We start from the raw sequence: 23,179 nt of genomic DNA, 5'->3' as shown, positions 1-23,179 counted from the left end.
CAGCCACTACCAGGGGTTCACCATATGCCCCAGTGGTGACTAGGTCCGCGTGCCTGGTGCAAGCGATAGGCTGATAGCTATCGTGTTTGCTTTCCTCCGCGCCTCCTTGAGCGCTCACCGCATGCAGCTGGGCATCATTACCCTGCTGAGCGTTCTCATGCCCGCCGCGGCCGTGCTGATCCCGCTGTTCGCCGGCCGGGCGATCGACGGTAGCCGGGGCGCGATAGGTCTTCTGATCGCGGCGGCTTTCGCCCGGTTTTGCACCCACGGTGCGCGGCGCTTCTTCGCCGGGAAGCTCTCCGTCGACGTCCAGCACGACATCCGGATGCGTTGCCTCGCAGCCCTGCAGGGTGCATCGCCGGCAGCGATGGCCCAGGTGCGCACCGGGCAGGTGGTCTCCCGAACCATCTCGGATTTGAACCAGATCCAGGGGATGCTGGCGATGCTGCCCATCATGGGCAGCATCTTCGTGGAGGTCGTGCTGATCTTAGGGATCATGTTCTGGCTCTCCTGGCCGCTGGCGGTGCTGCTCAGCATTCAGCTTCCGGTGCTCGCCGCCATCGCCTTCTTCTCCCGCCGCCGGCTCTACGACGCGACGTGGGAGGCCCAACAGCAGGCCGCGGACGTCGCCAGCCAGGTGGAGGAGACCGTGACGGGCGTGCGCATCGTCAAGGCTTTCGTCCAGGAGGAGCGCGAGCAGACCAGCTTTATGGCTCGGGCCCGCAGGCTCTTCGGGATGCGCTTGCACGTCGGGCGGCTCACTGCCCGCTTCCAGCCGGCGTTGGCTGCCGTCCCACAGATTGCGCTGATCGCCACCGTGGTTGTTGGCGGCCTGCTCGCGATGCGGGGCGCGATCACCATCGGCGAGTTCCTCTCGGCGTCGGCTTACGTCACCCTGCTGTCACGGATGACGCGCATGGGCGCCGGGATGTTGGTGATATTGCACCTGGCGAACGCCGCCGTCTCCCGCGTGCAGGATGTCCTCGCCCTCCCTCAACGGCAGGCGCCTGAAAACCCGGGAAAGCTCCCGGATGGCCCCGTCGGGGTCCGGGGCACCTTCCGCACCCGGGCAGGCGAGGACCTCGCCGTGGATGTCACTCCCGGATCGACCGCGTACATCACGGGTCCTGCGGGGTCCGGGAAGTCGGCGCTGGCGCTGGCTCTGGCTGGGCAGTCGGCGGACGTTAAGGCCGATTTTGAGGCCTACGCGGGCGGCACCGCGGTCCGGCTGGGAGACCTGCCCCTCGCGCAGTGGCCGACGATCGTCTTCGACGAGCCCTTCCTTTACTCCATGTCCATCGCGGAGAACATCCGTATGGGAACTCAGGCGAGCGACGCCGAGGTGGCGGAGGCAGCCCGCATCGCCTGTGCCGCCGACTTCATCGACGAGCTCGGGGGTTATTCCACCATCGTGGGTGAGCGCGGCCTGACACTGTCGGGCGGGCAGCGGCAGCGCATCGCGCTGGCCCGCGCGGTGCTGCGCAACCCTAGGGTCCTGATCCTGGACAGTGCCACCAGCGCCATCGATACCGTCACCGAACAGAAGATCATCGCCAATCTCCATCAGCGCGCGGGCGAGGGAAACCTGACGATGGTGATCGTCGACCACCGGGCAGCGCCCGAAGACACGGGCGCGACTAACGCTGACGCCGAGAAAACGGGCGTCATCAGCCTGCCCGCTCCCCCGGCCCGTCCGCTGTGGCCGCGCAGCTGGGAGGAGATCCAGGAAAGCGCGAATCAGGAGCTGCTCGGCCTCGCCGATGGCACTGGCGACGACGAGGAGCGCGCGCGAGCGGCCGACGCTGCGAGGTTCACGGACATGTTGGAGGCCGACGCCGCAGCGCTGCGCCGCGTCACCCCGTCACAGCAGGAGCCGACTTCTCACAACGCCACGCCCGCCGGCCCGGAGTCCGAGAACACGACCCCCGCACTGCGGCTGCGCACCCTGGTGGGGCTCGTCCCGGTCGCGACCGCGGTCATCGTGGCAACGCTCCTGCTGGGGCTCGTCGCCGATATTGCCCTGCCATCCCTGGTGCGCAAGGCCATCGACGAAGGAATCAGCAGGTCAGACCGCAGCGCACTGTTCTCTCTGGGGCTCGGCGCCCTGCTCCTGGTCTGTATTTCCTGGGCCGCCAGCGCCTGGAACACGGTGCTCACCACGCACACCGGCGAACGTCTGCTCTACGCCCTTCGCGTGCGCAGCTTCGAGCATCTCCACCGGCTGCCCATGAGCTGGTTCGAGCAGAACGCCTCGGGCCGGGTCATGACCCGAATGACGACGGATATCGACAATCTCTCCAGCTTCCTGCAGACCGGGCTTTCCCAGGCCATCGTCTCCACCACGATGCTGCTGGGTGTGCTGGGCATGCTCATCTGGACCGACCCTGCGCTGGCGGGCATCACCGCACTGTTCCTGCCGGTCATCGGGGTGGGCGCGTGGGTCTTCCGCCGCTACTCCTCGCGCCTCTACCGGGCCGCCCGCTCCCAGGTCTCCACGGTCAACGCCCACTTCCAGGAGGCGGTCAACGGGCTCAACACCGCGGCGGCCTACGGCTTCGGCCCGGTGCTTTCCGAGCGCATCGAGGAGCAGTCGCAGCGGTACGTGGGGCTGCGCACCCGCGCGCAGGCAGCGGTGAGCATCTTCTTCCCCGGCATCTCTTTCATCACAGAGCTCGCCCAGGCAACCGTCCTATTTTTCGGTACCGCTCGGGTCGCAGAAGGCACGACGAGCCACGGCGCGCTGGTCGCCTTCAGTCTGTATCTGACCTTCTTCTTCGGCCCCGTCCAGCAGCTCTCGCAGATCTTCGATAAGTTCCAGCAGGCTGCGGTGAGTTTCGAGCGAATCTCCGAATTGTTGGCCGTCCCTACCGAGCCCAGCACTGGGGACGACGACGCCGATGCCAGGTTGCCGGGCAAGGTCGCCGCGGTGGACTTCTCTGACGTGCATTTCCGCTACGACGGTGCCGAGCAGGACTCCCTTCGAGGCGCATGCTTGGGCTTCCGCGGCACGACCGCCCTCGTTGGCGCGACGGGCGCCGGGAAGTCGACGATCGCGAAGCTGGTCACCCGGTGGTACCAGCCAACGGCGGGGTCCATCACCGCCGTTTTCGCGTCGGGTGGTTCCGGAGTGCAGCGCCTCGAGCTCCAGCAGCTCTCCTTGCGGGCCTGGCGTACGCGGGTAGGTTACGTCCCGCAGGAGGCGCACCTGTTTCGTGGCACGGTGGCCGAGAACATCGCCTATGGTCGACCGACTGCGAGCCAGGAGGAGATCACCGCGGCCATCGCTGCCATCGGAGGCAGGGACATTATCGCCGGCATCGACGGCGGCTTCGCCGGCGAGGTCGGTGAACGGGGCCGGGGATTGTCCTCTGCCCAGCAGCAGATCATCGCGTTGGCTCGTGCGGAACTCATCAACCCGGACGTCATGGTCCTGGATGAGGCGACGGCGAATATCGATCCTGCGGTCGAGGCTGACGTGGTTCGGGCCATCGCACTGGCTACGCGTTCGCGGGTGGCGATCATCATCGCCCACCGACTCTCCACCGCGGAGTTGGCTGACAATATTGCGGTCGTCAACGCTGGAAAAATTGTTGAACAAGGCCGTCATCAGGAGCTTTTGGAATCCAGCGGCAGATACGCGGACCTCGTCGCCGCATCCCGGGAATCTCGCTAGGTCACACGCCGTTTTTCGCCGGTCGGTGACGCGCCACCTGGAAGCGAAATCGCATAGCACATCGTGTAGGCTGTTACAGCGAGACTGAAGTCATGATGAAAAGAGGCGAGGACCTGCTGTGAGCAGCGCGAATTTCGGTCAGAACGAATGGCTGGTCGATCAGATGTACCAGCAGTATAAGAAGGATCCGGAGTCGGTTGACCCCGAATGGCGGAAGTACTTCGAGAAGAACGGCGAGATCGCTGGCAGCTCGGCGGGCGCAGATAACAGTGCCGCTACGAGCACCCAGAGCGCCCCTGCCGCCTCCGCAGGCGCCACCGCCACCGCTTCCGGTCGGCGTGGTGGCCTGCGTGGCGACGCCGACGAGCGCGTCGTCGCAACTTATGACGCCATTCCGAAGCGAGTCGCCCCGCCGGAGCCGAAGCAGCCCGTAGAGGCCCCCGAGGCCGGCGAGCAGGTGCTGCGAGGCGCCGCCCGCGCCATCGCTAAGAACATGGATGCCTCGCTGAGCATCCCGACCGCAACCACGGTCCGCGACATGCCAGCGAAGCTCATGTTCGAAAACCGTGCGATCATCAACCAGCAGCTGCTGGCCCGCGGCGGCGGCAAGATCAGCTTTACGCACATCATCGGTTGGGCCCTGATCCGTGCGGTTCAGGCTCACCCGGACATGAACCTGAATTACAAGGTCGTCGACAACAAGCCGACCGTCGTCACCCCAGAGCACATCAACCTGGGCCTGGCGATCGACATGAACAACAAGGACGGCAGCCGTAGCCTGGTCGTGGCGGCGATCAAGGAGACGGAGAAGATGAACTTCTCCGAGTTCGTCGACGCCTACGAGGACATCGTCGCCCGTGCCCGTGACGGCAAGCTGACGATGGACGACTTCCAGGGCGTGACCATCTCCCTGACCAACCCGGGTGGCATCGGTACCCGCCACTCCGTGCCGCGTCTGACCAACGGCCAGGGCGCGATCATCGGCGTTGGTGCGATGGATTACCCGGCCGAGTTCCAGGGCACGTCCGTCGACCGCCTCGGCGAGATGGGCATCGGCAAGCTCGTCACCATCACCTCGACCTACGACCACCGCATCATCCAGGGTGCGGAGTCTGGCGAGTTCCTGCGGACCATGTCCCGCCTGCTGATCAACGACAGCTTCTGGGACGAGATCTTCCAGGCCATGCACGTCCCCTACGCGCCGATCCGCTGGTCCCAGGACCTGCCGAACACTGGCGTGGACAAGTCCACCCGTGTTGCGCAGCTCATCGAGGCCTACCGCTCCCGCGGCCACCTCATCGCGGACATCGACCCACTGCACTGGGTCCAGCCGGGCCTGCCAATGCCGGACCACTCCGACCTGAACATCGAATCCCACGGCCTGACCCTGTGGGACTTCGACCGCACGTTCAACGTCGGTGGCTTCAACGGTCGCGAGACCATGACCCTGCGCGAGGTGCTCGACACCCTGCGTAAGGCCTACACCCGCAAGGTCGGCTACGAGTACGCGCACGTCATGGACAAGGACGAGCGTCTGTGGCTGCAGCAGCACGTCGAGGGTGGCCAGCCGAAGTACTCTTCCGCAGAGCAGAAGTACATCCTGCAGAAGCTGAACTCCGCTGAGGCCTTCGAGAACTTCCTGCAGACCAAGTACATCGGCCAGAAGCGCTTCTCCTTGGAGGGCGCGGAGACCCTGATCCCGCTGATGGATGCCGCTATCGACCGCGCTGCGGATTCGAAGCTCAACGAGGTTGTCATCGGCATGGCCCACCGCGGCCGCCTGAACGTGCTCGCCAACATCGTGGGCAAGCCTTATTCCCAGATCTTCACCGAGTTCGAGGGCAACATCGACCCGGGCTCCGCCGGCGGTTCCGGTGACGTGAAGTACCACCTGGGTGCCGAGGGCACCTACATCCAGATGTTCGGCGACAACGAGATCGACGTCACCCTGACTGCCAACCCGTCCCACCTGGAGGCAGTCAACCCGGTCATGGAGGGCATCTCCCGCGCGAAGCAGGACCTGCTCACCGAGAAGCACGGCGAGGACGCCAAGGGCTCGGTCATGCCGATCCTGCTGCACGGCGACGCAGCCTTCACCGGCCTGGGCATCGTCCAGGAGACGATCAACCTTTCCAAGCTGAACGCCTACTCCGTCGGCGGTACCGTCCACGTCATCGTGAACAACCAGATCGGCTTCACGACGACCCCGGACTCCGGCCGTTCGACCTACTACGCCACCGACCTTGCCAAGGGCTTCGACGCCCCAGTCTTCCACGTCAACGGCGACGACCCGGAGGCCGTCGTCTGGGTGGCACAGCTGGCGGTCGATTACCGCAACCGCTTCGGCAAGGATGTCTTCATCGACCTGGTGACCTACCGCCGTCGCGGTCACAACGAGGCCGACGACCCGTCGATGACCCAGCCGCTGATGTACGACATCATCAACGAGCTGCCGACCTCCCGCGAGCAGTACACCGAGGCCCTCATCGGCCGCGGCGATATCTCCGAGGAAGAGGCCAAGCGCGCTGCACAGGACTTCCACGACCAGCTTGAGACCGTGTTCAACCAGGTCCGCGAGGCTGAGAAGGGCGCCCCTCCGGCCGAGCAGACCGGCATCACCGGCTCTCAGGAGCTGCCGCACGGCCTGGACACCTCCATCTCCAAGGACCTGGTTCGCCAGATCGGCGACAAGTTCTACGAGACTCCGGAGTGGTTCAACGCCCACCACCGTGTGAAGCCGATCATCAAGCGTCGCAAGGAGATGAGCGAGAACGGCAACATCGACTGGGCCTTCGGCGAGCTGCTCGCCCTGGGTTCCCTGGCTGCCGAGGGCAAGCTCATCCGCCTCGTCGGCGAGGACTCCCTGCGCGGTACCTTTACCCAGCGCCACGCGGTCCTCTTCGACAACGAGGACTTCGACCGCTACAGCCCACTGCAGTCCCTGGCTGAGGACACCGGCAAGGGTGGCCGCTTCGAGGCCTACAACTCCGCGCTCACCGAGTACGCGGGCCTGGGCTTCGAGTACGGCTACTCCGTGGGTAACACCGACGCGCTGACCCTGTGGGAGGCACAGTTCGGTGACTTCGCCAACGGTGGCCAGACCGTCATCGATGAGTACATCTCCTCCGGTGAGGCGAAGTGGGGCCAGAAGTCCAACCTGGTCATGCTTCTGCCGCACGGCTACGAGGGCCAGGGCCCGGACCACTCCTCCGCACGCATCGAGCGCTTCCTGCAGATGTCCGCGGAAGGTTCCTGGACCGTGGCTCAGCCGAGTACCCCGGCGAACTACTTCCACCTGCTGCGTCGCCACGCGCTGGGCTCCCTGACCCGCCCGCTGATCGTCTTCACCCCGAAGTCGATGCTGCGCAACAAGGCCGCGGTGTCCGCTGTTGAGGACTTCACGGATACGAAGAAGTTCACCTCGGTGATCGACGACCCGAACCAGAACGGCGTGAACAAGGACATCAAGACCGTCCTGATGTGCTCCGGCAAGATCTACTACGAGCTGGAGAAGAAGCGCCAGAAGGATGGCCGCGACGATGTCGCCATCATCCGCCTGGAGATGCTGCACCCGCTGCCGTTCAACCGCATCCGCGACGCTCTGTCCAACTACCCGAACGCGGAGTTCCGCTGGGTGCAGGACGAGCCAGCCAACCAGGGTCCGTGGCCGTTCATCGCGCTGGAGCTGCCTGAGTACCTGCCGGGTATCCAGCTGAAGCGCGTGTCCCGTCGCCCGCAGTCCTCCACCGCAACTGGTGTGGCTAAGGTCCACCAGCTTGAGGAGAAGGCACTGCTCGAGGAGGCTTTCGCCGACTAATCGGCAGATTGCCCCCTGCTCCCCCAGCCAACCGGCTGGGGGAGCTTTTCTTGTGTCTGGATGCGCTCTTTACCCCGCCATTTTCCTAGCCGAGCCCCTTCACGCGCCCGCCCGGCTACGAGGCGTCCCTGCTCTTCTTGGCGAGCCCCTGGCTTGTGTACGCCCGGCTAGGACGCCCGCCCCCAAGCCCTCGCTTATTGGACGTAGTCCTCGCCCGCAGCGGTCGCACGCAGCTTCTCGGTGGACACCCCGCCGGCGACGTTATTGGCCGCCCGCAATTCATAACGATCAGGCTGCGGCTTGGCCCACAGGGCGACGATGTTCTGCGGCAACGTATCGTCCTCGCAGATCACAGCCGCGCCAGGGTGGGTTGCCGCCAGCTCCGAAGGGAGAGCCGAGAGCATCGTGGAGTGAGTGATGTCCCGCCACTTCACACGGTCGGGCTCTTCCTCCGCTGCATACATCTCCCGTAGCTCCCGGCCCTTCGCCGGGTCGAGAACGTCCAGCAGCTCCCCCACACAGCCGAAAGTCATGCTGACCTTGCCCTCGCGCAGCTGGTCAATTCTCTGCTCGGCGGAGATCTGCGTCGTGGAGACCTCTGGGGTGTCCTCGCTGATGTCCTCGAATTGCTCGACGTACTCCTGCGCCAGCGGCTCGATCAGCTCTTCCTCCATGCGTTGCCCGCCGTGGGTCCCGGTGCCGGCGTCCGGCACCCCGATCACGATCTGCTCCTTTTCCGCGCAGGACGAAAGCGGTGCCACAAGTGCCAGCGCCAGTCCAGCTACCACCACACGCTTTCTTTTCGGGGTGCGCCCAGCATTGGCATTGCGCGGAAAAAACACGGCTTGCAGCTCTCCTTGGGTGGATTTCACAGCTTTTGGGTCCGCAGCGAAAGGCTTGGCTGCGAGGAATGCTCCTCATCCTATCGCGGGCCTGCCACCCGGCCGGGCATCGTGGCTGCGTGGGCACTCAAGTATTCTTGATTTCCATGACAGAAACTCGCGTTTATGCAGGCCGACTGGCCGGAATGATGCTGATGGGCCCCTACGGGGACTCCATCGGCCGAGTGCGGGACGTGGTGGTCACGATCTACCAGCACCGCAGCCACGTCCTGGGGTTGGTCATCGCCCTGCCCAATAAGCGCCAGATCTTTCTGCCGATCCTTCGCGTGGCCAGCATCAACCCCTCGGAGGTGATGGCGACCTCCAGTTCGGTGAACCTGAAACCCTTCCAGTCCCGCTCCGGCGAGATCAGCATTCAGCACGAGCTGGTGGGCTCCAAGGTGCACACGGACGATCCCGAACACGCCGAGCTGCACGGCCAGGCGCTGGAGATCGTGGACGTGGAGCTGAAGCAGTCCCGCACCAGGGACTGGGAAGTCAGCCGCGTCGCCGTCGCCCAGCGCGGCCGCCTGGGCCGCTTGGGGAAGGTCGCGGTGGTCCCGCTTTCGCGCATCCAGGGCCTGAGCGCGAGCGGGACGGGGCCTGCAGATAACAACGCCGAGCTGCTGGCGTCCTTCCAGGAAATGCGCGCCGCAGACATCGCTATCGCGCTGAACGACCTGCCAGAAGAACAGCAAACCAGGCTCGCCCGGGAGATCCCGAACGAGCGCCTCGCGGATGTCGTCGCGGAGCTGCCGGAAGACTCCCGCATCGCGATCCTCAATCAGCTCGGCGTGGAGCGCGCAGCCGAGGTTCTGGAGGAGATGGAGCCGGACGACGCCGCGGATGCGCTCGCCGAGCTCCCGACCGGCACCTCGGACGTTCTCCTCGACCTCATGGACCCCGAGGACTCTGCCCCGGTGCGCCGGCTGATGAGCTTTTCCGCCGACACGGTCGGTGGCGTGATGACCTCCGAGGCGATCATCCTCACCCCACAGGCCACAGTCGCTGAGGCGCTGGCGCACGCACGCAACCCCGATGTATCCAGCTCTCTGAGTTCCCTGGTGTTCGTGGTGCGCCCGCCCCAGTCCACCCCCACGGGGCACTACCTGGGCTGCGTGCACCTGCAGAAGCTGCTGCGCCATCCGCCCGCCACCCTGGTCAGCGAGCTGCTCGACCTCGACCTACCAGCCCTGTCCGTGGCCGATAGCCACGAGACCGCGGCGCGCTTCTTCGCGACGTACAACCTGGTCTGCGCGCCCGTGGTCGACGAAGGGAACCACTTGCTCGGGGTGCTCGCCGTCGACGACCTGCTAGACGCCCTGCTGCCGGAAGATTGGCGCGACCAGGACTGGCGCGTCGGCAACGAAGCACAGAAGGAACCACAGACGTCCTTGCAGGAAGGTGACGCGGATGCCTAAGAACTACAATCAGCCCGCCCTCGACACCCCGGTCACCGGGGCGCGCCGCTCGCTGTTTTCCTTCAATGGCGACGCCGTCGGCGCGGGCGCGGAGAAGGTGGCCCGATTCCTGGGCACCGGCAAGTACCTCGCCTGGCAGACCCTCGTCGTGGTGGTGTGGATCTGCCTCAACATCGGTGGCATGTGGTGGAACTGGGATCCGTATCCTTTCATCCTGCTCAACCTGGCTTTCTCCACGCAGGCTGCTTACGCGGCACCCCTGATTCTGCTGGCCCAGAACCGGCAGGACGACCGCGACCGCCTGGCGTTGAACGAGGATCGTCGGCGCGCGGCGGAAACCAAGGCCGACACGGAGTTCCTGGCCCGGGAGTTGGCGGGCGTACGCATTGCGGTGGGCGAAACAGTGACCCGCGACTATCTGCGCCGCGAGCTGGAAGAACTCTCCGAGCTGATGCGTCGGATCGAGGACAAGCTCGAGGACCGTGCCCACGACGAAGACGAGCGCGAGTCGGCGGACGGTACGCGAAGTGCCAGCGAATCCCCACGTGGGGAGGCCTAGCGGGCCTGCGGTGAGCCTCGTGACGGGTGCCGAGGTTGAATAAAGCGACCGTGCCCAAGGTACAGTGGCTTATTGGCTTGAGGGTCGGTTTCTGTGACCACGACCCTCGAAAAACACTTATAGGTAAAGAAGCAGATTTAAGGCGATGCCCATGGTTCAAGAATCTGATATTCGCAACGCATTGTCGAAGGTCGAGGATCCGGAGCTGAACCGCTCGATCACCGAACTCGGCATGGTGAAGTCCATCGAGATCGACGGCGCCGACGTGGCCGTCGAGATCTACCTCACCATCGCGGGATGCCCGATGAAGTCCCACCTCACGGAGGAGACGAGGAAGGCCGCAGAAAGCGTGGCCGGCGTCGAGAACGTCACCGTCACCACCGACGTGATGAGCGACGAGCAGCGTCGCGAGGTGCGCAAGCTCGTCCGCGGCGACGCCGCCGACCCGGTGATCCCGTTCGCGCAGCCGGACTCCACGACCCGCGTCTACGCTGTGGCCTCCGGCAAGGGTGGTGTGGGCAAGTCCTCCACCACGGTGAACCTGGCGGTCTCCCTGCAGCGCCGTGGCCTGAAGGTCGGTGTGATCGACGCCGATATTTACGGTCACTCCATCCCGAACATGATGGGCAGCACCGACCGGCCGCACCAGGTCGACGAGATGATCATGCCACTGCAGGCGCACGGCGTGAAGCTGATCTCCATCGGCCACTTTGTCGGCGACAACTCCCCGGTCGTGTGGCGTGGCCCAATGCTGCACCGTGCGATCCAGCAGTTCCTCGGCGACGTGTTCTGGGGCGACCTGGACATCCTGCTGCTCGACCTGCCACCGGGAACCGGCGACGTGGCGATCTCGGTCGCGCAACTGGTGCCGAACGCTGAGCTGCTGATCGTGACGACTCCGCAGGCGGCTGCCGCGGAGGTCGCGGAGCGTGCGGGCTCCATCGCGCAGCAGACCCGCCAGCGCATCGGCGGCGTGATCGAGAACATGAGCTGGATGCAGATGCCGGATGGTTCGAAGAACGAAATCTTCGGCTCCGGTGGTGGCCAGCTGGTGGCCGATCGCCTGTCGCAGATCGCGGGTACGAAGGTGCCGCTGCTGGGCCAGATCCCGCTGGATCCGAACCTGCGCATTGGCGGCGACCTGGGTAACCCGATCGCCCTCTCAGAGCCGAACTCTGAGGCAGCTCAGGCCTTCGGCGCGATCGCCGATCACCTGGCGCTGCGGCGTTCCTCCCTGGCCGGCAAGTCCCTCGGCCTGGGGGTCACCCGCAAGTAGCTTTTGGACTCAACGGCTAACGCCCGCTCGCTGAATCTTCAGCGAGCGGGCGGTTCGCTTTCTCACAGTGCCCTGGCGGAGCAACTAAAGTGCACGGCGCTCCCGGCTAGGGCTCCCAGTGGGCGTTAGAGGACGTCGTCCCACACCCCGGCTGCCCGTGGCGGCGCCGCGGGCTCCCCCGCCGCAGTCTGCTGGGGCTGCTGGCTCGGCGTGCGCACCGGGGAGCCGCCCGGTGCTCCCTGGCCGGCAGAGCTGGCCGAAGCCGCCGCGGTGGAGGCGCTCCCTGCGCCCTGGTCCCCCGCCCCTGCCTGGGAGCCGGCCAGCGGGGCTTGTGAGGAGGGGCGCTCGGCGCTGGTGTGCCCGGCCGGATTGGTCACCGAGTTCACCGAGTCGGCCAACTGGCGGCCGGTGTTCTCCAGGTCGTTAAAGAAGGCGTCGTCCCCATCGAAGAGAGCCTTGGTTACCAGCCCGCGCGGCCCCATCCGGCGGTACTCGTTGATCTGGCTCAGCGGCTTCTGGAATTCCTTGAATTCAGGGCCGAAGTCCTCATCCAGCTGGCGACGCGCGTCGTTGACGAGGTTGCGAAAGGCCAACGCCACCGCGCGGATATCTTTGATCATTCCCGGCAGCCGCTCCGGGCCGATAACAATCAGCCCGATGATCAGCAGCACCAGGATGTTGAACCAACTGATGGAAGAAAACACGCCTCCACTTTAGCCCACCGGACAAGCGGACTTAAGACCTCCTGGCGTCGCGAAGCTGGTGAATGAACAGCTCGATTTTCGCCGCCAGCGTGCGCGGGAATCGCCGACCAGCGATATCGAAATTCAGCTTCTGCTCGGCGCCATCTCCCCCACTGCGCGCACCCGCGCGGCCACGGTCGCCAGCAGCGGCGACGCCAGCGGCACGCGTGTTGTGACCGTTTCGCGCAGCCGCCTGGGGATCGACCGAGTCTTGCGGGATCGCCGCCAAGCGCGACAGCAGTGCGGCGGGCAGCCCCTGGCCCTCGTGCTCAACCGTGTGGCCCGGGCCGTGCTGCTGCGCCATGGCGGTACGCATCGCCTGGGCAACCTCGCGCTGGGACAGCACCTCACGGCGGCAGTCCGCACAGTTCACAAGATGAATGCGCGCGCGTTCAGCCGCGCGGGGACTCAGTTCCCCATCCACGAGGGCGGCGATGGCCTCCGGCCCCAAGTGACCGATCTCCATAGCTCCCACCTTAGGATCCGACGTAGTGCAATTCACCCTGCTTTTCCACGAGCCTAGCCTTCATCTGCGCACGAGCGCGGTGGATGCGGGAGCGCACTGTCCCCAACTTCACGCCAAGAGTGACGGCGATTTCGTCGTAGCTCATGTCCAGACCATCCCGTAGCACCAGCGCCACACGATACTCCGGCTGCAGGTCGGCCAGCGCCGCATCCAAGGCAGGGTCGAGGTGGTTGAGCTCGAAGGCAGCCTCAGGCGTGGGCTCCGAGGAGGCGGCCGGGGTCCAATACTCCGGGTATTCCTCCAGTGCGTCCATCCGAATCTTGGATCGGTGGCGCACCATGTCCAGGAAGAGGTTCGTGGTGATGCGGTGCAGCCAGCCCTCAAAGGTGCCAGGACGGTAGTGCTTGAGGCTGCGGAACACCCGCATAAAGGTTTCCTGGGTCAGATCCTCGGCATCCTGCTGATTGCCAGAAAGCTGATATGCCAGCCGGTACACGCGATCAGCGTGCTCGGCCACCAGCTCGGACCAGGAGGGCATCTCAGCCTCGCCGGCATCAAATGCGGCGGTGGTGGCAGGGCTCGTTACCTGCCCGTCAGCCTGGGGGTGGGGGCTGGCGTTCGAGTGAGTCATGTTTTTCAGCATGTCATGCGGAGTTCCCTGCGGGGTAGTTTCCGACTGGGGAAACGCTGTGAACTTTGGCCGCCACCCCACTTTGGCCACAGTGATTAACAAGCGTTTCTATTTCCTTAAAAACCCCGCCCTATCAGGCATGTCTTGAACCCAAATCAAGTCCCCGTGCCATAGTCTCGACAATCGTGAACTCTGCAAATAATTCCAGCATCAACGCCATCAAGTCCTACGTCGAGCAGACCACCCCTGCCGATGAGGCACTCGCCGCCGCGGCCGAAGCTGCCCGCGAATTCGGTCTGCTCGTCCCGGACGCCGTGACCGCAGAACTCCTCCGGTTCCTCGCGGCCAACACCGCAGGCCGCGCGGCGCTGGGCGGCCACACCCCCACCGGGATCATCATGTCCCCAGCGTGTGGCCTGCTGGGTTCCCACCTCTTCCGCGGCTTCTACGCCGCCGGTGCCGCCCAGGCGCACCTGACCTGCATCGAGCCTGAGGTCCAGCACCAGCAGCTCGCGAAGAATGCCTTCAAGCAGATCGGCATCGCTAGCAACGGCTTCCGCTTCCTACCCAGCCGTCCCCTGGACGTCATCGGCCGACTCGCCTCCACCAGCTACGACCTCGCGATTGCAGAGTGCGCGGTCGAGGACATCGAGGCCACCGTGGCAGCCACCCTCCCCACTCTTCGTTCCGGCGGTGTTCTCCTCCTGCTGGACACGCTGCTGGACGGCACCCTCGCCGACGCGGAGCGCACCGATCGCCAGTCCGTCTGTGCCCGCGAGGCCGACGAGTACATCACGAGCCTGGACGGCGTGACCGCCGCCCGCCTGCCCGTCGGCGCCGGCGCCACCATCATCACAAAGCACTAGTCCCTCCTTCGCCCCCCACGGCTACCTTCTTTCCACCGGCGGCAGCGTCCCGGCAGGCGCTAGCTGGGCGAACTCCGCCCTGCCTCGCACGCAATCCGCTGGTATAAACGGGGTCATGGCTAACCCTTCCGCAGAACACACTTCCGCGCCGGTCAACCCGCAGCTTGCAGGCACTGACGCGGAGCTCCCCCACCAGGCCCCAGAGCTTCACATCACCGCCGAACGCGGTGTGCTCGAGGCCCCGGCGGGAGCCGTCTTCGCCGATGGCGCGATCCACGTCTTCCACCAGTTCCGCACGAAGCGCAGCAACGGCTCGCGGTGGGCGCACGTCACCGCCTCCCACATCCCCTACGACTGGGACATCAACGACGACGTCCTCAAGCCCGAGGGCGAGGAGCTGGACGTCCTCGCGGGTTCCGCCCTCACCCTCCCGGCCGCAGACGGCACCCCGGAGACCGTTGAGCTGATCTTCGTCACCTCCGAGCCACGCGACGCGGGCGCCAAGCGCGAAGAACTGCTGGGCAGCCAGGTCGCGAATGGCCGCCGTGGCGCGCGTACCTTCCGCATCCAACGCGCCCAGATCGACAACCTCGCCACCCTCAACGAAGTTTCCGACGACCCGAAGGCCGTGGCCGCCGGCGTGCGCCGCCTGGGCCCCATCGACGTCGACGATTCCGCCCACCCGGTCGCTGACCTGGTCACCCCGAGTGTGGTCCCCCTCGGCGAGGATAGCTGGGGCATGCTGGCTCTGAACCTCGTCAACGACGAGGACGCCGAGATCGTCTGGCTTCTCTCCGAGGACCGTCAGCGCTGGCGCGTGGCCGGTGCGGTCGAGATCGACGGCGACGTGTCCCTACCCGCATCCCGCCCGTTCGCCCCGCGTCTGGTCAAGATGACCGACCAGGGCGATGGCCAGGACTACCACGTCCTCATCCTCACCTACCGCGACGACGGCACCTGGAAGGCCGAGGGCGACGAGGTCACCGGCTACCTCGTCGGACGTATCGACACCCCCTCTGCCGGGAAGGTCACTTTCCGGCCCCAGGGTGAGTTCCGCGTCCTGGACCACGGCCACGACCTGACCCGTCCCCGCATCGTCCCGGGCGATACCCCCGCGCTGATTGGCCTGGTGGGCGCCCACCCGGACGCCAGCACCGGCGCGGACTGGGCCAACTGCCTGTCCACGCCGCGCGCCCTCACCCTGCTGGACGGGTCGCTGTACCAGGACATCGTTGGCGCCCCGCAAGCCGTGCACGCTTTCTCCGACTTCGGGCTCATCTGGACCGGACAGCTTGCTCCAGGCGAAGGAAAGGTGGAGCTCAGCGTGCGCAACATGGACGGCGGGGAGATCGCGCTGATCACCTACACCAAGGACGCGGTGTCCGTCACCCGCGAAGGCGACACCCGCACCGCGTCCCTCGCAGACCCAGAGGCCGACGTGCTCACCGTTTTCATCGACGGCCCGCTGTGCGAGGTCTACGCCGACGGAGGTGCGGCGACGCTCACGAGCAGTATCTCGGCGGCGGTACCGGTCAGTGACGTTAAGGTCACCGCAACCGGCGGGGCCCGCACCGAAGTCTCGATGGTCACCCTGGGCCGCCAGCTGCAGCGCCTGCACGCGGGTCTGAATTCTGCCGCCGCTCAGGAGCAGATCATCGCAGATTCTGCGCAAGCTGATCGGGACATCGAGGCCGGCGCTATCGACGACCTGCTGGATCTGGATTAAAGCGGGTATCTGCCACGGCTTTCTGCGTGAGCAATGCCAGAGCCCGGGCGGGAACGCGTGTTCCCTGCCCGGGCTTTAGCTTTGCTGTGGGGCGCTGAGTTGGCTGGCCGCTGGTGAGCGCGCGTGCCGCGGAGAGGCGCCGGCAACAGTGTGAGCGCCAGCAAGGGGGCTTGCCTCTCCCCTGCTGCTCGCGTTAGGCCTTCGCGAGGCGGGTGATCTTCGCGCGCGCGGTGACGTTCATCTGCGGCGGCAGGTTCTCGATGCGCTCGGCGAGCACCTTGGAGTGAATGTGGCGCGCGGACGGGCTCATGCCGATCTGTGCGGCAATGGAATCCTGGTCGAGGGTCATCTCGAACTCCACGGTCTCCGACTCCCCGACCGGGGTGAGGTGGCCGGAGGCCTGCTCGATCATGCGCTCGACCTTGCCCTCCTCAACCTCGATGATGCCCAGTGGCTCGCGTAGCTCGTGCAGGTGGCCGGCGTCCGCCGTGAGGACGACGACCTCCCCGCCCGGCTTCAGAATGCGGGCGAACTCGGCAGCGTTGCGCGGGGCAAAGACGACCATGATGGCGTCCACGGACTCGTCCTGGATCGGCAGTCGCGACCAGGCGTCCGCGACGACAGCGCCAATGCGGGAGTGGGCCTTAGCCAGGCGCTTGACCGCCGCGGTGGAGACGTCGATGCCCACGCCGCGGGAGTTTTCGATGGTGTCGAGCGCGTGGCTCAGGTAGTAACCGGTTCCTGCACCGATCTCCACCAGCCCTGGGTGGCTACTCGGCGCGACCCCAGCGTCGTCCAGCACGTCCTCCACCTTGTGGGTGACGGCCTCGACGAAGGGAGCGAAGTGCCCGCCGGTGAGGAAGGTTTCGCGGGCGCTAATCATCGCGGCGTCATCGCCGGAGTAACGAAGCCCGGCCCCGCCGGCCAGCGTTACGTAGCCCTGGCGGGCGATGTCGTAGCTATGCCCCGAGTCGGACACGAGGGTTCGCCACTGCGCGTCACCAGCCGACAGCGCGGTTCCGTCCACCGGGTCCGCCAGCAGATCAATCACATCAGAAAGCACAGTCGCGCTCCTTCATTCAAGCCTCAAGAACTTCTTTTATAAACTATTTGGCTAACCACTGTACAAGTGTGCGGGCACCGAACCCGGTACCGACCGGCGAGACCTCCGCGTAGGTCTGCTCCGCGCGTCCCGGACCAGCGATATCCAGGTGGATCAGGTCGACCCCGCGGGTGAACCGGCGGAGGAACATCGCCGCAGTGGTCGCACCCGGCCCCTTCGGAGCCTGGCGGACATCCGCAATCTTCGAATCCACCGCCTGCTCCAGGTACTTCGGCTGTGGCAGCGGCCACCACTGCTCACCGACCTGGGCACCCCGGCGCGCGAGCTTCAGCGCTACCTGCGGGGTGGGCGCGAACACCGCTCCCGTGCGCAGGCCCAGGGCCAGCTTCGCGGCACCCGTGAGCGTGGCGATGGAGATGATGGCATTCGGCTCGTACTTCTTGGCCACGTAGCTGATCGCGTCGGCCAGGACCATGCGGCCCTCGGCGTCGGTGTTGGTCACCTCGGAGGTAATGCCACCGTAGTGTTCGATGACATCTCCCGGCCGGTAGGCGTCCCCGGAGACCATGTTCTCCGCCATCGGGACGATCGCGACGACCTTGCGCGGCACCTGTCCTTCCGCGAGCGCCCGGAAGGCGGCGATGACGCTCGCCCCGCCGGTCATGTCCGTGCGCATGAGATCCATCCCAGCGGCGGGCTTGATGCTGATACCACCGGTATCGAAGGTCACTCCCTTGCCGACCATGGCGATGGGGCTGCGGCGCTGTGGCAAGCCGATGCTCTCGGGATCCCACACCATCTCCACCATGACCGGCGGCCGGGAAGATCCGGAGCCCACCGCAATGATGCCGCCGAAGCCCTTGCTACGTAGCCACTCGGCGTCGCGGACCTTCACCTTGACGCCCGGGATGTTCCCGACCAGCTTCTTCGCGCGCTTAGACAGCCATTCCGGGGACTTCACGTTGCTGGGGGCATTAGCCAGATCCCGGGACAGGCAGGTTGCCTTACCCAGCTGCACGCCGTCGCGCACCGCGCGGCGCAGCCCCAGGTTCGTGCGATTGTCGATGCTGCGGTGCGCCGGGTTGTCCCATGCCAGGTGGAGGTTGCGTACCGCACCGGGTCGCTTCTCATTCGTTGTGACGAACTCGTGGCCGCCCACGATCGCGCCGATGATGAGGGAGCGTAGCTGGCGCGGCTTGATATTGGCGGGCAGGTGAAGCTGGACGAGATGACGCTTGGAGCGCACCGGGTGGCCTGCGACGACCTGGTTCATGTGGCGGATGACCTGCGCCCCGCGGGCGCGCCAGCCGTCGTCGAGAAAGTCGCTGTGCTCGGAAAAGTCAGATGCCCGCGTGGGCGCATCAGGCAGCCCCACGACCCATTCGACGGGTTCTCCGTTCGCGCTGATCTCAACTCCGCGGGCAGGCTCGCGATCCGCGTCGAAGCGCACATTCAGCACTTCGGTTCCCTCGACGGGCGCGCCGAAGGTGATCTCGGGTACAGCCTGCGGAATCTTGGGAATGGGAGCCACGGTTTATGCCCTTTCTGCTGCTTGTTTATCTTCCTTATTATCCCCGGCGGCTGGGGGCGCTTGCTTATAGTCGCCCGGCTGGCCTGGGTCGCCGAGGTGGGTGGCGAGCCGCTCGAGCAGGGCGTCGACTTCGGCCGCGTCGTACCCGCGGAGGGAGCGGGTGAACTTCACCTGCCGTAGGTTCGCCCCGGTGAGCTCACAATTCGCGCGGAACTCCGCTGCCTGCCTTTCGGCGGGGTGGTCTGCTCGCGGCCCGGTGTACTCCCCCGGGCCGAATACGCGCCCCACCAGGTAAACGAGAAGCCCCGCGACAAGTGCCGCGCCGGCGATCGAAAAGATCCAGTACATCCTTGGGGTTTCTCCTAGGGCTGCTCCCGGCGGAGCATCTCCAGCTCCTCCTCGATTCGACCGCGCTCGCGTTCGAGGTCCTCGCGGCGGCGCTTCAAGCTTTCGGTGTGCTTATCGTGCGCACGGTGGCAAAATTCCATGGCGTCCTCGGGGTCGTCCGTGAGGTGAATCAGGTCGACGTCCTCGGGAGAAATCATCTTCTCCTCGACGAGTCGCTCCTTAATCCAGTCCACCAGCGGACCCCAGAATTCCGTCCCGACGAGGATGATCGGGAAGCGTTGGATCTTCTGGGTCTGAACCATCACCAGAGCCTCGAAGAGCTCGTCGAGGGTACCGAAACCGCCAGGCAGGCAGATGAAGGCCTGGGAGTACTTCAGGAACATCGTCTTGCGCACGAAGAAGTAGCGGAAGTTCATGCCCAGCTGCACCCAGTCGTTGAGGCGCTGCTCGTGGGGCAGCTCGATGCCCAGGCCGATGGAGAGCCCGCCCGCATCTGCCGCACCCCGGTTCGCGGCCTCCATCAGGCCTGGACCACCGCCCGTGATCGTGGCGTAGCCACTGCGGGCGATCAGCGTGCCGATCTGCTGGCCGAGCTTGTAGTACTCGTGGTCTTCCCGGACGCGTGCGGAGCCAAAGACGGTGATCGCCTTCGGGATCTTCGCGAGCGCGCCGAAGCCGTCAACGAACTCGGCCTGGATCCTCATCACGCGCCACGGATCCGTGTGCAACCAGTCGGTGCTGTCCTGGGGCTGAAGCAGGCGTTGGTCGGTCGTGGAGTCCTGCGGCTCTGAGTCCGGAGTCCCCCGGTACAGAACGGGCCCACGGAAACGAAAATCGGAGAGATTGGCCGAATCTGTGGCCGGAAAGTTGGGGGTGGGGTCTTCAGTAGTCATCGCTACTCATCTTAACGGTGACCCAGGACACGTGGCCGCCGACAATCTCCTGGCACGGCCAGCATTCCCCCTTAACAGGTGCAGTGCGCGCCCCCGCAGGCCCGGAAGTGGGCAAAGAAGTGGACTTCATTGTCTGACGCGCGCGTGAATATGGTCTAATTCATACATGAATTCCCCCAATACTCAGTCGGCTGCCGACACCACAGCGGCAACCCCAGAGAGTGGCTCCGCCCTCGGCAAGGGGCTTGAAACCCGACACCTCACCATGATGGGCCTCGGCTCCGCTGTCGGTGCCGGCCTGTTCCTCGGAACAGGCGTCGGCATCGAAGCAGCCGGCCCTGCTGTCCTCTTGTCCTACATCGTCGCCGGTGTCATCGTCATCTTCGTGATGCAGATGCTGGGCGAGCTCGCGGCCGCGCGCCCGGCCTCCGGCACTTTCGCCACCTATGGCCGCCTGGCATTCGGTAACTGGGCGGGTTTCTCGCTCGGCTGGCTGTACTACTTCATGCTCGTGATGGTCATGGGCGCCGAGATCACCGGCGCCGGCGCCATCATGGGTAAGTGGTTCGGCGTGGATGGCTGGATTCCTGGCCTGATCGCGGTCGTCTTCTTCACCATCGTCAACCTCACCGCCGTGCGCGGCTTCGGCGAGTTTGAGTACTGGTTCGCGTTCATCAAGGTCGCGGTCATCGTCATCTTCCTCGTCATCGGCCTGGGCCTGCTCTTCGGCTTCTTCCCGAGCTTCGAGAGCCCTGGGCTCTCCCACTTCAGCGACTTCGCGCCGAACGGCATCTCCGGCATGGCTGCCGGCCTACTCGCTGTTGCTTTCGCATTCGGCGGAATCGAGATCGTGACCATCGCCGCAGCCGAGGCCAAGGACCCCACCACTTCCATTGCCTCCGCCGTGCGCGCCGTCATCTGGCGCATCTCCGTCTTCTACCTGGGCTCGGTCTTCCTGATCACCGCCCTGCTTCCGTACTCCACCCTGGGTGACGCTGAGACCGCCGCAGAGTCCCCCTTCACCCGCGTGCTGGAGCTGGCGAACATCCCGGGTGCTGTGATGCTCATGGAGATCGTCATCGTCCTGGCCCTGCTCTCGGCATGTAACGCCCAGATCTACGCCACCTCCCGCCTGCTGTTCAGCTTCAGTAGCACTGGCTACGCACCGAAGATCTTCCGGAAGACGAACTCCAAGCAGGTTCCGATCCCGGCAGTGTGGGCATCCCTGTTCTTCGCCTTCCTCTCGGTGACCCTGCAGGTCTGGGGCCCAGAGAACCTGATCGGCATCCTATTCAACGCCGTCGGCGGCTCGCTGCTGGTGATCTGGGTGATGATTGTGCTCTCCGAAATCAAGCTGCGCCCGGCTCTCGAGGCCCGCGGCAAGATGCCGGTCCGGATGTGGGGCTACCCGTTCCTGCCGTGGCTGACCGTTGCCCTGCTGCTGGGGCTCACCATCCTCATGCTGTGGGATCCCTCGGCCCGAGGCCAGGTCATCACCGTGGCCGTCGCTTTCGCTGCGCTCTCCGCACTGGGCTACATCGTGGGCAAGGTTAACCCTGCTGCCCAGGACCACGAGGAGATGACGCTCTAGAACATCACCGGCGCCCCGGGCCCTCCTGGGGCGCCTCACGTGGCAAGAAAAGTCAACGGCCTCGAAAGCACAGAATGGTGCTTCCGAGGCCGTTTTCTTTGAATCTATACCGCGCCCTCACCCACCGCGCCCTCACCCAGCGCGGCGAGACGCTGGGCGGCCTGGGCGATCTGCTCATCGCTAGCGGTCAGCCCCACCCGGACATGCTGTGCTCCAGCGGGGCCATAGAAGTGCCCCGGAGCCACGAGGATGCCAAGTTCCGCGAACCGGTCCACCGTCTCCCACGCATCCCGGCCTTCGGTGGCCCAGATATAGAGCCCGGCTTCGGAGTGCTCGACCGTGAAACCGCCAGCGGCCAGCCCGGCAAGCAGCACCTCACGGCGCTCCCTGTAGCGCTGCCGCTGCAGGGTTTCGAAATCATCGGAACTCAGCGCCGCGATCATCGCGCGTTGGATCGGCCCCGGCACCATGCCCCCGGCGTGCTTCCGGATCCCGAGAATCTCAGCCATGAGCTCCTGGTCACCTGCGAGCCAGCCCGCGCGGTAGCTGGCCATATTGGAGGTCTTCGACAGCGAATGCACCGCGATCAGGTTGCGGTGGTCGCCATCGCAGACCCGCGGATCGAGGATGGAGACGGGCGCGTCGGCCACCTCGGTGGCCTCCCACCCCAGGCCGAGGTAGCACTCGTCGGAGACAACGATGCAGTCGCGCTGCCGGGCGAAGTCCACGACCTTGCGAAGGTGCTCTACCCCGAGCACTGCGCCGTGCGGGTTCGCGGGCGAGTTGAGGTAAATCAGGGCTGGAGTTTCGGGCCCCAATTTCAGCAGCGAATCAGCGCGCAGCGCCCGGCAGCCCGCGAGTTTCGCGGAGACCTCATAGGTCGGATACGCCAGCTCTGGGATGACCACCAGCGAATCGGCATGGATGCCGAGGTCCATCGGCAGGCTCGCGATCGCCTCCTTGGTGCCGATCACCGGCACCACGGCATCCTCGCTGAGCCCGGTGACACCGAAGCGTCGGGCCATCGCGGCCACGATGGCTTCCCTGAGTTCAGCGGAACCTTCGGTAGGCGGGTAGCCCGGCTGCCACGCGGCCTCCGCCAGCGCGAGCTGGACGTTCGGGGGGACGTCGTCGACTGGCGTTCCGACGGAGAGGTTAATCATCCCGTCGGGGTGGGCGGCAGCTCGCTGCGTCGCTTCAGCCAGAGTGTCCCAGGGAAACGCTGGAAGCCGCTCGGCGGCGGGGGTGCGAAAAGCTGGTGACCGTCGAGTCACGGGTTCACTCTCCTCATTGAAAAACTCCCGGTGCCCCACCAGAAGCACCGGGAGCCGGGCACGCGGCCGACACTGTGAAGGCCGGCCTTCCAGCCACTTAGGCCTGGGGTGGCAGGGCCGCGATCATCGGGGCGTCGAAGTCCTGCGGGCCAAGCGCCGCAGCACCGCCCGGGGAGCCCAGGTCGTCGAAGAACGCCGCGTTGGCGTCGTTGTACTCTTCCCACTCCTCCGGGATGTCGTCCTCGTAGAAGACGGCCTCGACCGGGCAGACCGGCTCACACGCGCCGCAGTCCACGCACTCATCTGGGTGGATGTACAGCATGCGCTTGCCTTCGTAGATGCAGTCCACTGGGCACTCTTCGACGCAGCTGCGGTCCAGGACGTCGACGCATGGTTGCGCAATCGTGTAGGTCATTATTC

At 65.6% G+C, this 23,179-nt stretch carries 18 protein-coding genes; 8 read left to right on the top strand and 10 right to left on the bottom strand.

The genetic code is table 11. The annotated features are described in order from the left end of the window. Positions 1-82 precede the first annotated feature (82 nt). Together QP140_RS05930 and QP140_RS05925 are read left to right on the top strand one after the other, a co-directional pair. Positions 83-3,673: an ABC transporter ATP-binding protein gene (locus QP140_RS05930; RefSeq protein ID WP_284758652.1), complete on the top strand. Its 3,591-nt coding sequence runs from the start codon at positions 83-85 to the stop codon at positions 3,671-3,673. 118 nt (positions 3,674-3,791) lie between these two features. Beyond that, positions 3,792-7,490 (top strand): multifunctional oxoglutarate decarboxylase/oxoglutarate dehydrogenase thiamine pyrophosphate-binding subunit/dihydrolipoyllysine-residue succinyltransferase subunit, encoded by a 3,699-nt coding sequence (locus QP140_RS05925; protein ID WP_284758651.1) that lies wholly within the window; start codon positions 3,792-3,794, stop codon positions 7,488-7,490. Positions 7,491-7,684: 194 nt separating this feature from the next. On the opposite strand, the gene QP140_RS05920 is transcribed toward QP140_RS05925, so the two are convergent. Next, positions 7,685-8,251 carry a hypothetical protein gene (locus QP140_RS05920; RefSeq protein WP_262369236.1) on the bottom strand — a complete coding sequence of 189 codons (567 nt, stop codon included), beginning with the start codon at positions 8,249-8,251 and terminating at the stop codon, positions 7,685-7,687. 227 nt (positions 8,252-8,478) lie between these two features. On the opposite strand from QP140_RS05920, the gene QP140_RS05915 reads away from it, so the two are divergent. The 3 genes from QP140_RS05915 to QP140_RS05905 all read left to right on the top strand — a co-directional run bounded on the left by QP140_RS05915 (position 8,479) and on the right by QP140_RS05905 (position 11,627). After that, the gene (locus QP140_RS05915) at positions 8,479-9,792 is read left to right on the top strand and encodes a magnesium transporter MgtE N-terminal domain-containing protein (protein ID WP_187441046.1); all 1,314 of its coding nucleotides are present in this window, start codon (positions 8,479-8,481) and stop codon (positions 9,790-9,792) included. Then, the gene (locus QP140_RS05910) at positions 9,785-10,351 is read left to right on the top strand and encodes a DUF1003 domain-containing protein (RefSeq protein ID WP_148812504.1); all 567 of its coding nucleotides are present in this window, start codon (positions 9,785-9,787) and stop codon (positions 10,349-10,351) included. Before QP140_RS05915 ends, QP140_RS05910 begins: the two co-directional genes overlap by 8 nt. 145 nt (positions 10,352-10,496) lie before the next feature. Next, a complete protein-coding gene (locus QP140_RS05905) occupies positions 10,497-11,627 on the top strand; it encodes an Mrp/NBP35 family ATP-binding protein (RefSeq protein ID WP_070760936.1) in 1,131 nt (376 codons plus the stop codon). A 125-nt stretch (positions 11,628-11,752) separates the two neighbouring features. On the opposite strand, the gene tatB is transcribed toward QP140_RS05905, so the two are convergent. Genes tatB through sigE form a run of 3 tightly spaced genes read right to left on the bottom strand, consistent with a single transcriptional unit; the run spans position 11,753 to position 13,467 of the window. Then, the gene (gene tatB, locus QP140_RS05900) at positions 11,753-12,331 is read right to left on the bottom strand and encodes a Sec-independent protein translocase subunit TatB (RefSeq protein ID WP_148812506.1); all 579 of its coding nucleotides are present in this window, start codon (positions 12,329-12,331) and stop codon (positions 11,753-11,755) included. Between the two features lie 31 nt (positions 12,332-12,362). Further along, entirely contained in the window at positions 12,363-12,836 is a 474-nt protein-coding gene (locus QP140_RS05895) for an anti-sigma factor family protein (RefSeq protein ID WP_284758650.1), read from the bottom strand. 10 nt (positions 12,837-12,846) lie between these two features. After that, complete coding sequence (gene sigE, locus QP140_RS05890; RefSeq protein ID WP_148812509.1) at positions 12,847-13,467, bottom strand: RNA polymerase sigma factor SigE; 621 nt, start codon at positions 13,465-13,467, stop codon at positions 12,847-12,849. Between the two features lie 185 nt (positions 13,468-13,652). Between sigE and QP140_RS05885 the strand changes: the two genes are divergently transcribed. Both QP140_RS05885 and QP140_RS05880 read left to right on the top strand, forming a co-directional pair. Further along, a complete protein-coding gene (locus tag QP140_RS05885) occupies positions 13,653-14,333 on the top strand; it encodes an O-methyltransferase (RefSeq protein WP_284758649.1) in 681 nt (226 codons plus the stop codon). A gap of 115 nt (positions 14,334-14,448) precedes the next feature. Continuing rightward, positions 14,449-16,059, top strand: coding sequence for a hydrolase (locus QP140_RS05880; RefSeq protein ID WP_284758648.1), 1,611 nt, complete (start codon positions 14,449-14,451; stop codon positions 16,057-16,059). A gap of 193 nt (positions 16,060-16,252) precedes the next feature. Here QP140_RS05880 and QP140_RS05875 read toward each other — a convergent pair whose 3' ends face one another. The 4 genes from QP140_RS05875 to QP140_RS05860 are packed head-to-tail and all read right to left on the bottom strand — an operon-like array spanning position 16,253 to position 19,894. Next, entirely contained in the window at positions 16,253-17,122 is an 870-nt protein-coding gene (locus tag QP140_RS05875) for a methyltransferase domain-containing protein (protein ID WP_148812515.1), read from the bottom strand. A 43-nt stretch (positions 17,123-17,165) separates the two neighbouring features. After that, positions 17,166-18,653 carry a leucyl aminopeptidase family protein gene (locus QP140_RS05870; RefSeq protein ID WP_284758647.1) on the bottom strand — a complete coding sequence of 496 codons (1,488 nt, stop codon included), beginning with the start codon at positions 18,651-18,653 and terminating at the stop codon, positions 17,166-17,168. Positions 18,654-18,656: 3 nt separating this feature from the next. After that, complete coding sequence (locus QP140_RS05865) at positions 18,657-19,001, bottom strand: DivIVA domain-containing protein (protein ID WP_070760952.1); 345 nt, start codon at positions 18,999-19,001, stop codon at positions 18,657-18,659. Positions 19,002-19,015: 14 nt separating this feature from the next. Then, the gene (locus QP140_RS05860; protein WP_284758646.1) at positions 19,016-19,894 is read right to left on the bottom strand and encodes a TIGR00730 family Rossman fold protein; all 879 of its coding nucleotides are present in this window, start codon (positions 19,892-19,894) and stop codon (positions 19,016-19,018) included. A 166-nt stretch (positions 19,895-20,060) separates the two neighbouring features. Between QP140_RS05860 and QP140_RS05855 the strand changes: the two genes are divergently transcribed. After that, positions 20,061-21,485: an amino acid permease gene (locus QP140_RS05855; RefSeq protein WP_070760956.1), complete on the top strand. Its 1,425-nt coding sequence runs from the start codon at positions 20,061-20,063 to the stop codon at positions 21,483-21,485. Between the two features lie 104 nt (positions 21,486-21,589). Here the strand turns inward: QP140_RS05855 and dapC are convergent, their stop codons facing one another. Further along, a complete protein-coding gene (gene dapC, locus QP140_RS05850; RefSeq protein ID WP_284758645.1) occupies positions 21,590-22,759 on the bottom strand; it encodes a succinyldiaminopimelate transaminase in 1,170 nt (389 codons plus the stop codon). Positions 22,760-22,856: 97 nt separating this feature from the next. Next, positions 22,857-23,174 carry a ferredoxin gene (fdxA, locus tag QP140_RS05845; RefSeq protein ID WP_012359913.1) on the bottom strand — a complete coding sequence of 106 codons (318 nt, stop codon included), beginning with the start codon at positions 23,172-23,174 and terminating at the stop codon, positions 22,857-22,859. Between the last annotated feature and the right edge of the window lie 5 nt (positions 23,175-23,179).

Source organism: Corynebacterium sp. UMB9976, from assembly GCF_030212265.1.
In the GTDB taxonomy this organism is placed as follows: domain Bacteria; phylum Actinomycetota; class Actinomycetes; order Mycobacteriales; family Mycobacteriaceae; genus Corynebacterium.
The sequence above is the reverse complement of the archived record's forward strand: the minus strand, read 5'-3'. Positions and strand labels throughout refer to the sequence as shown.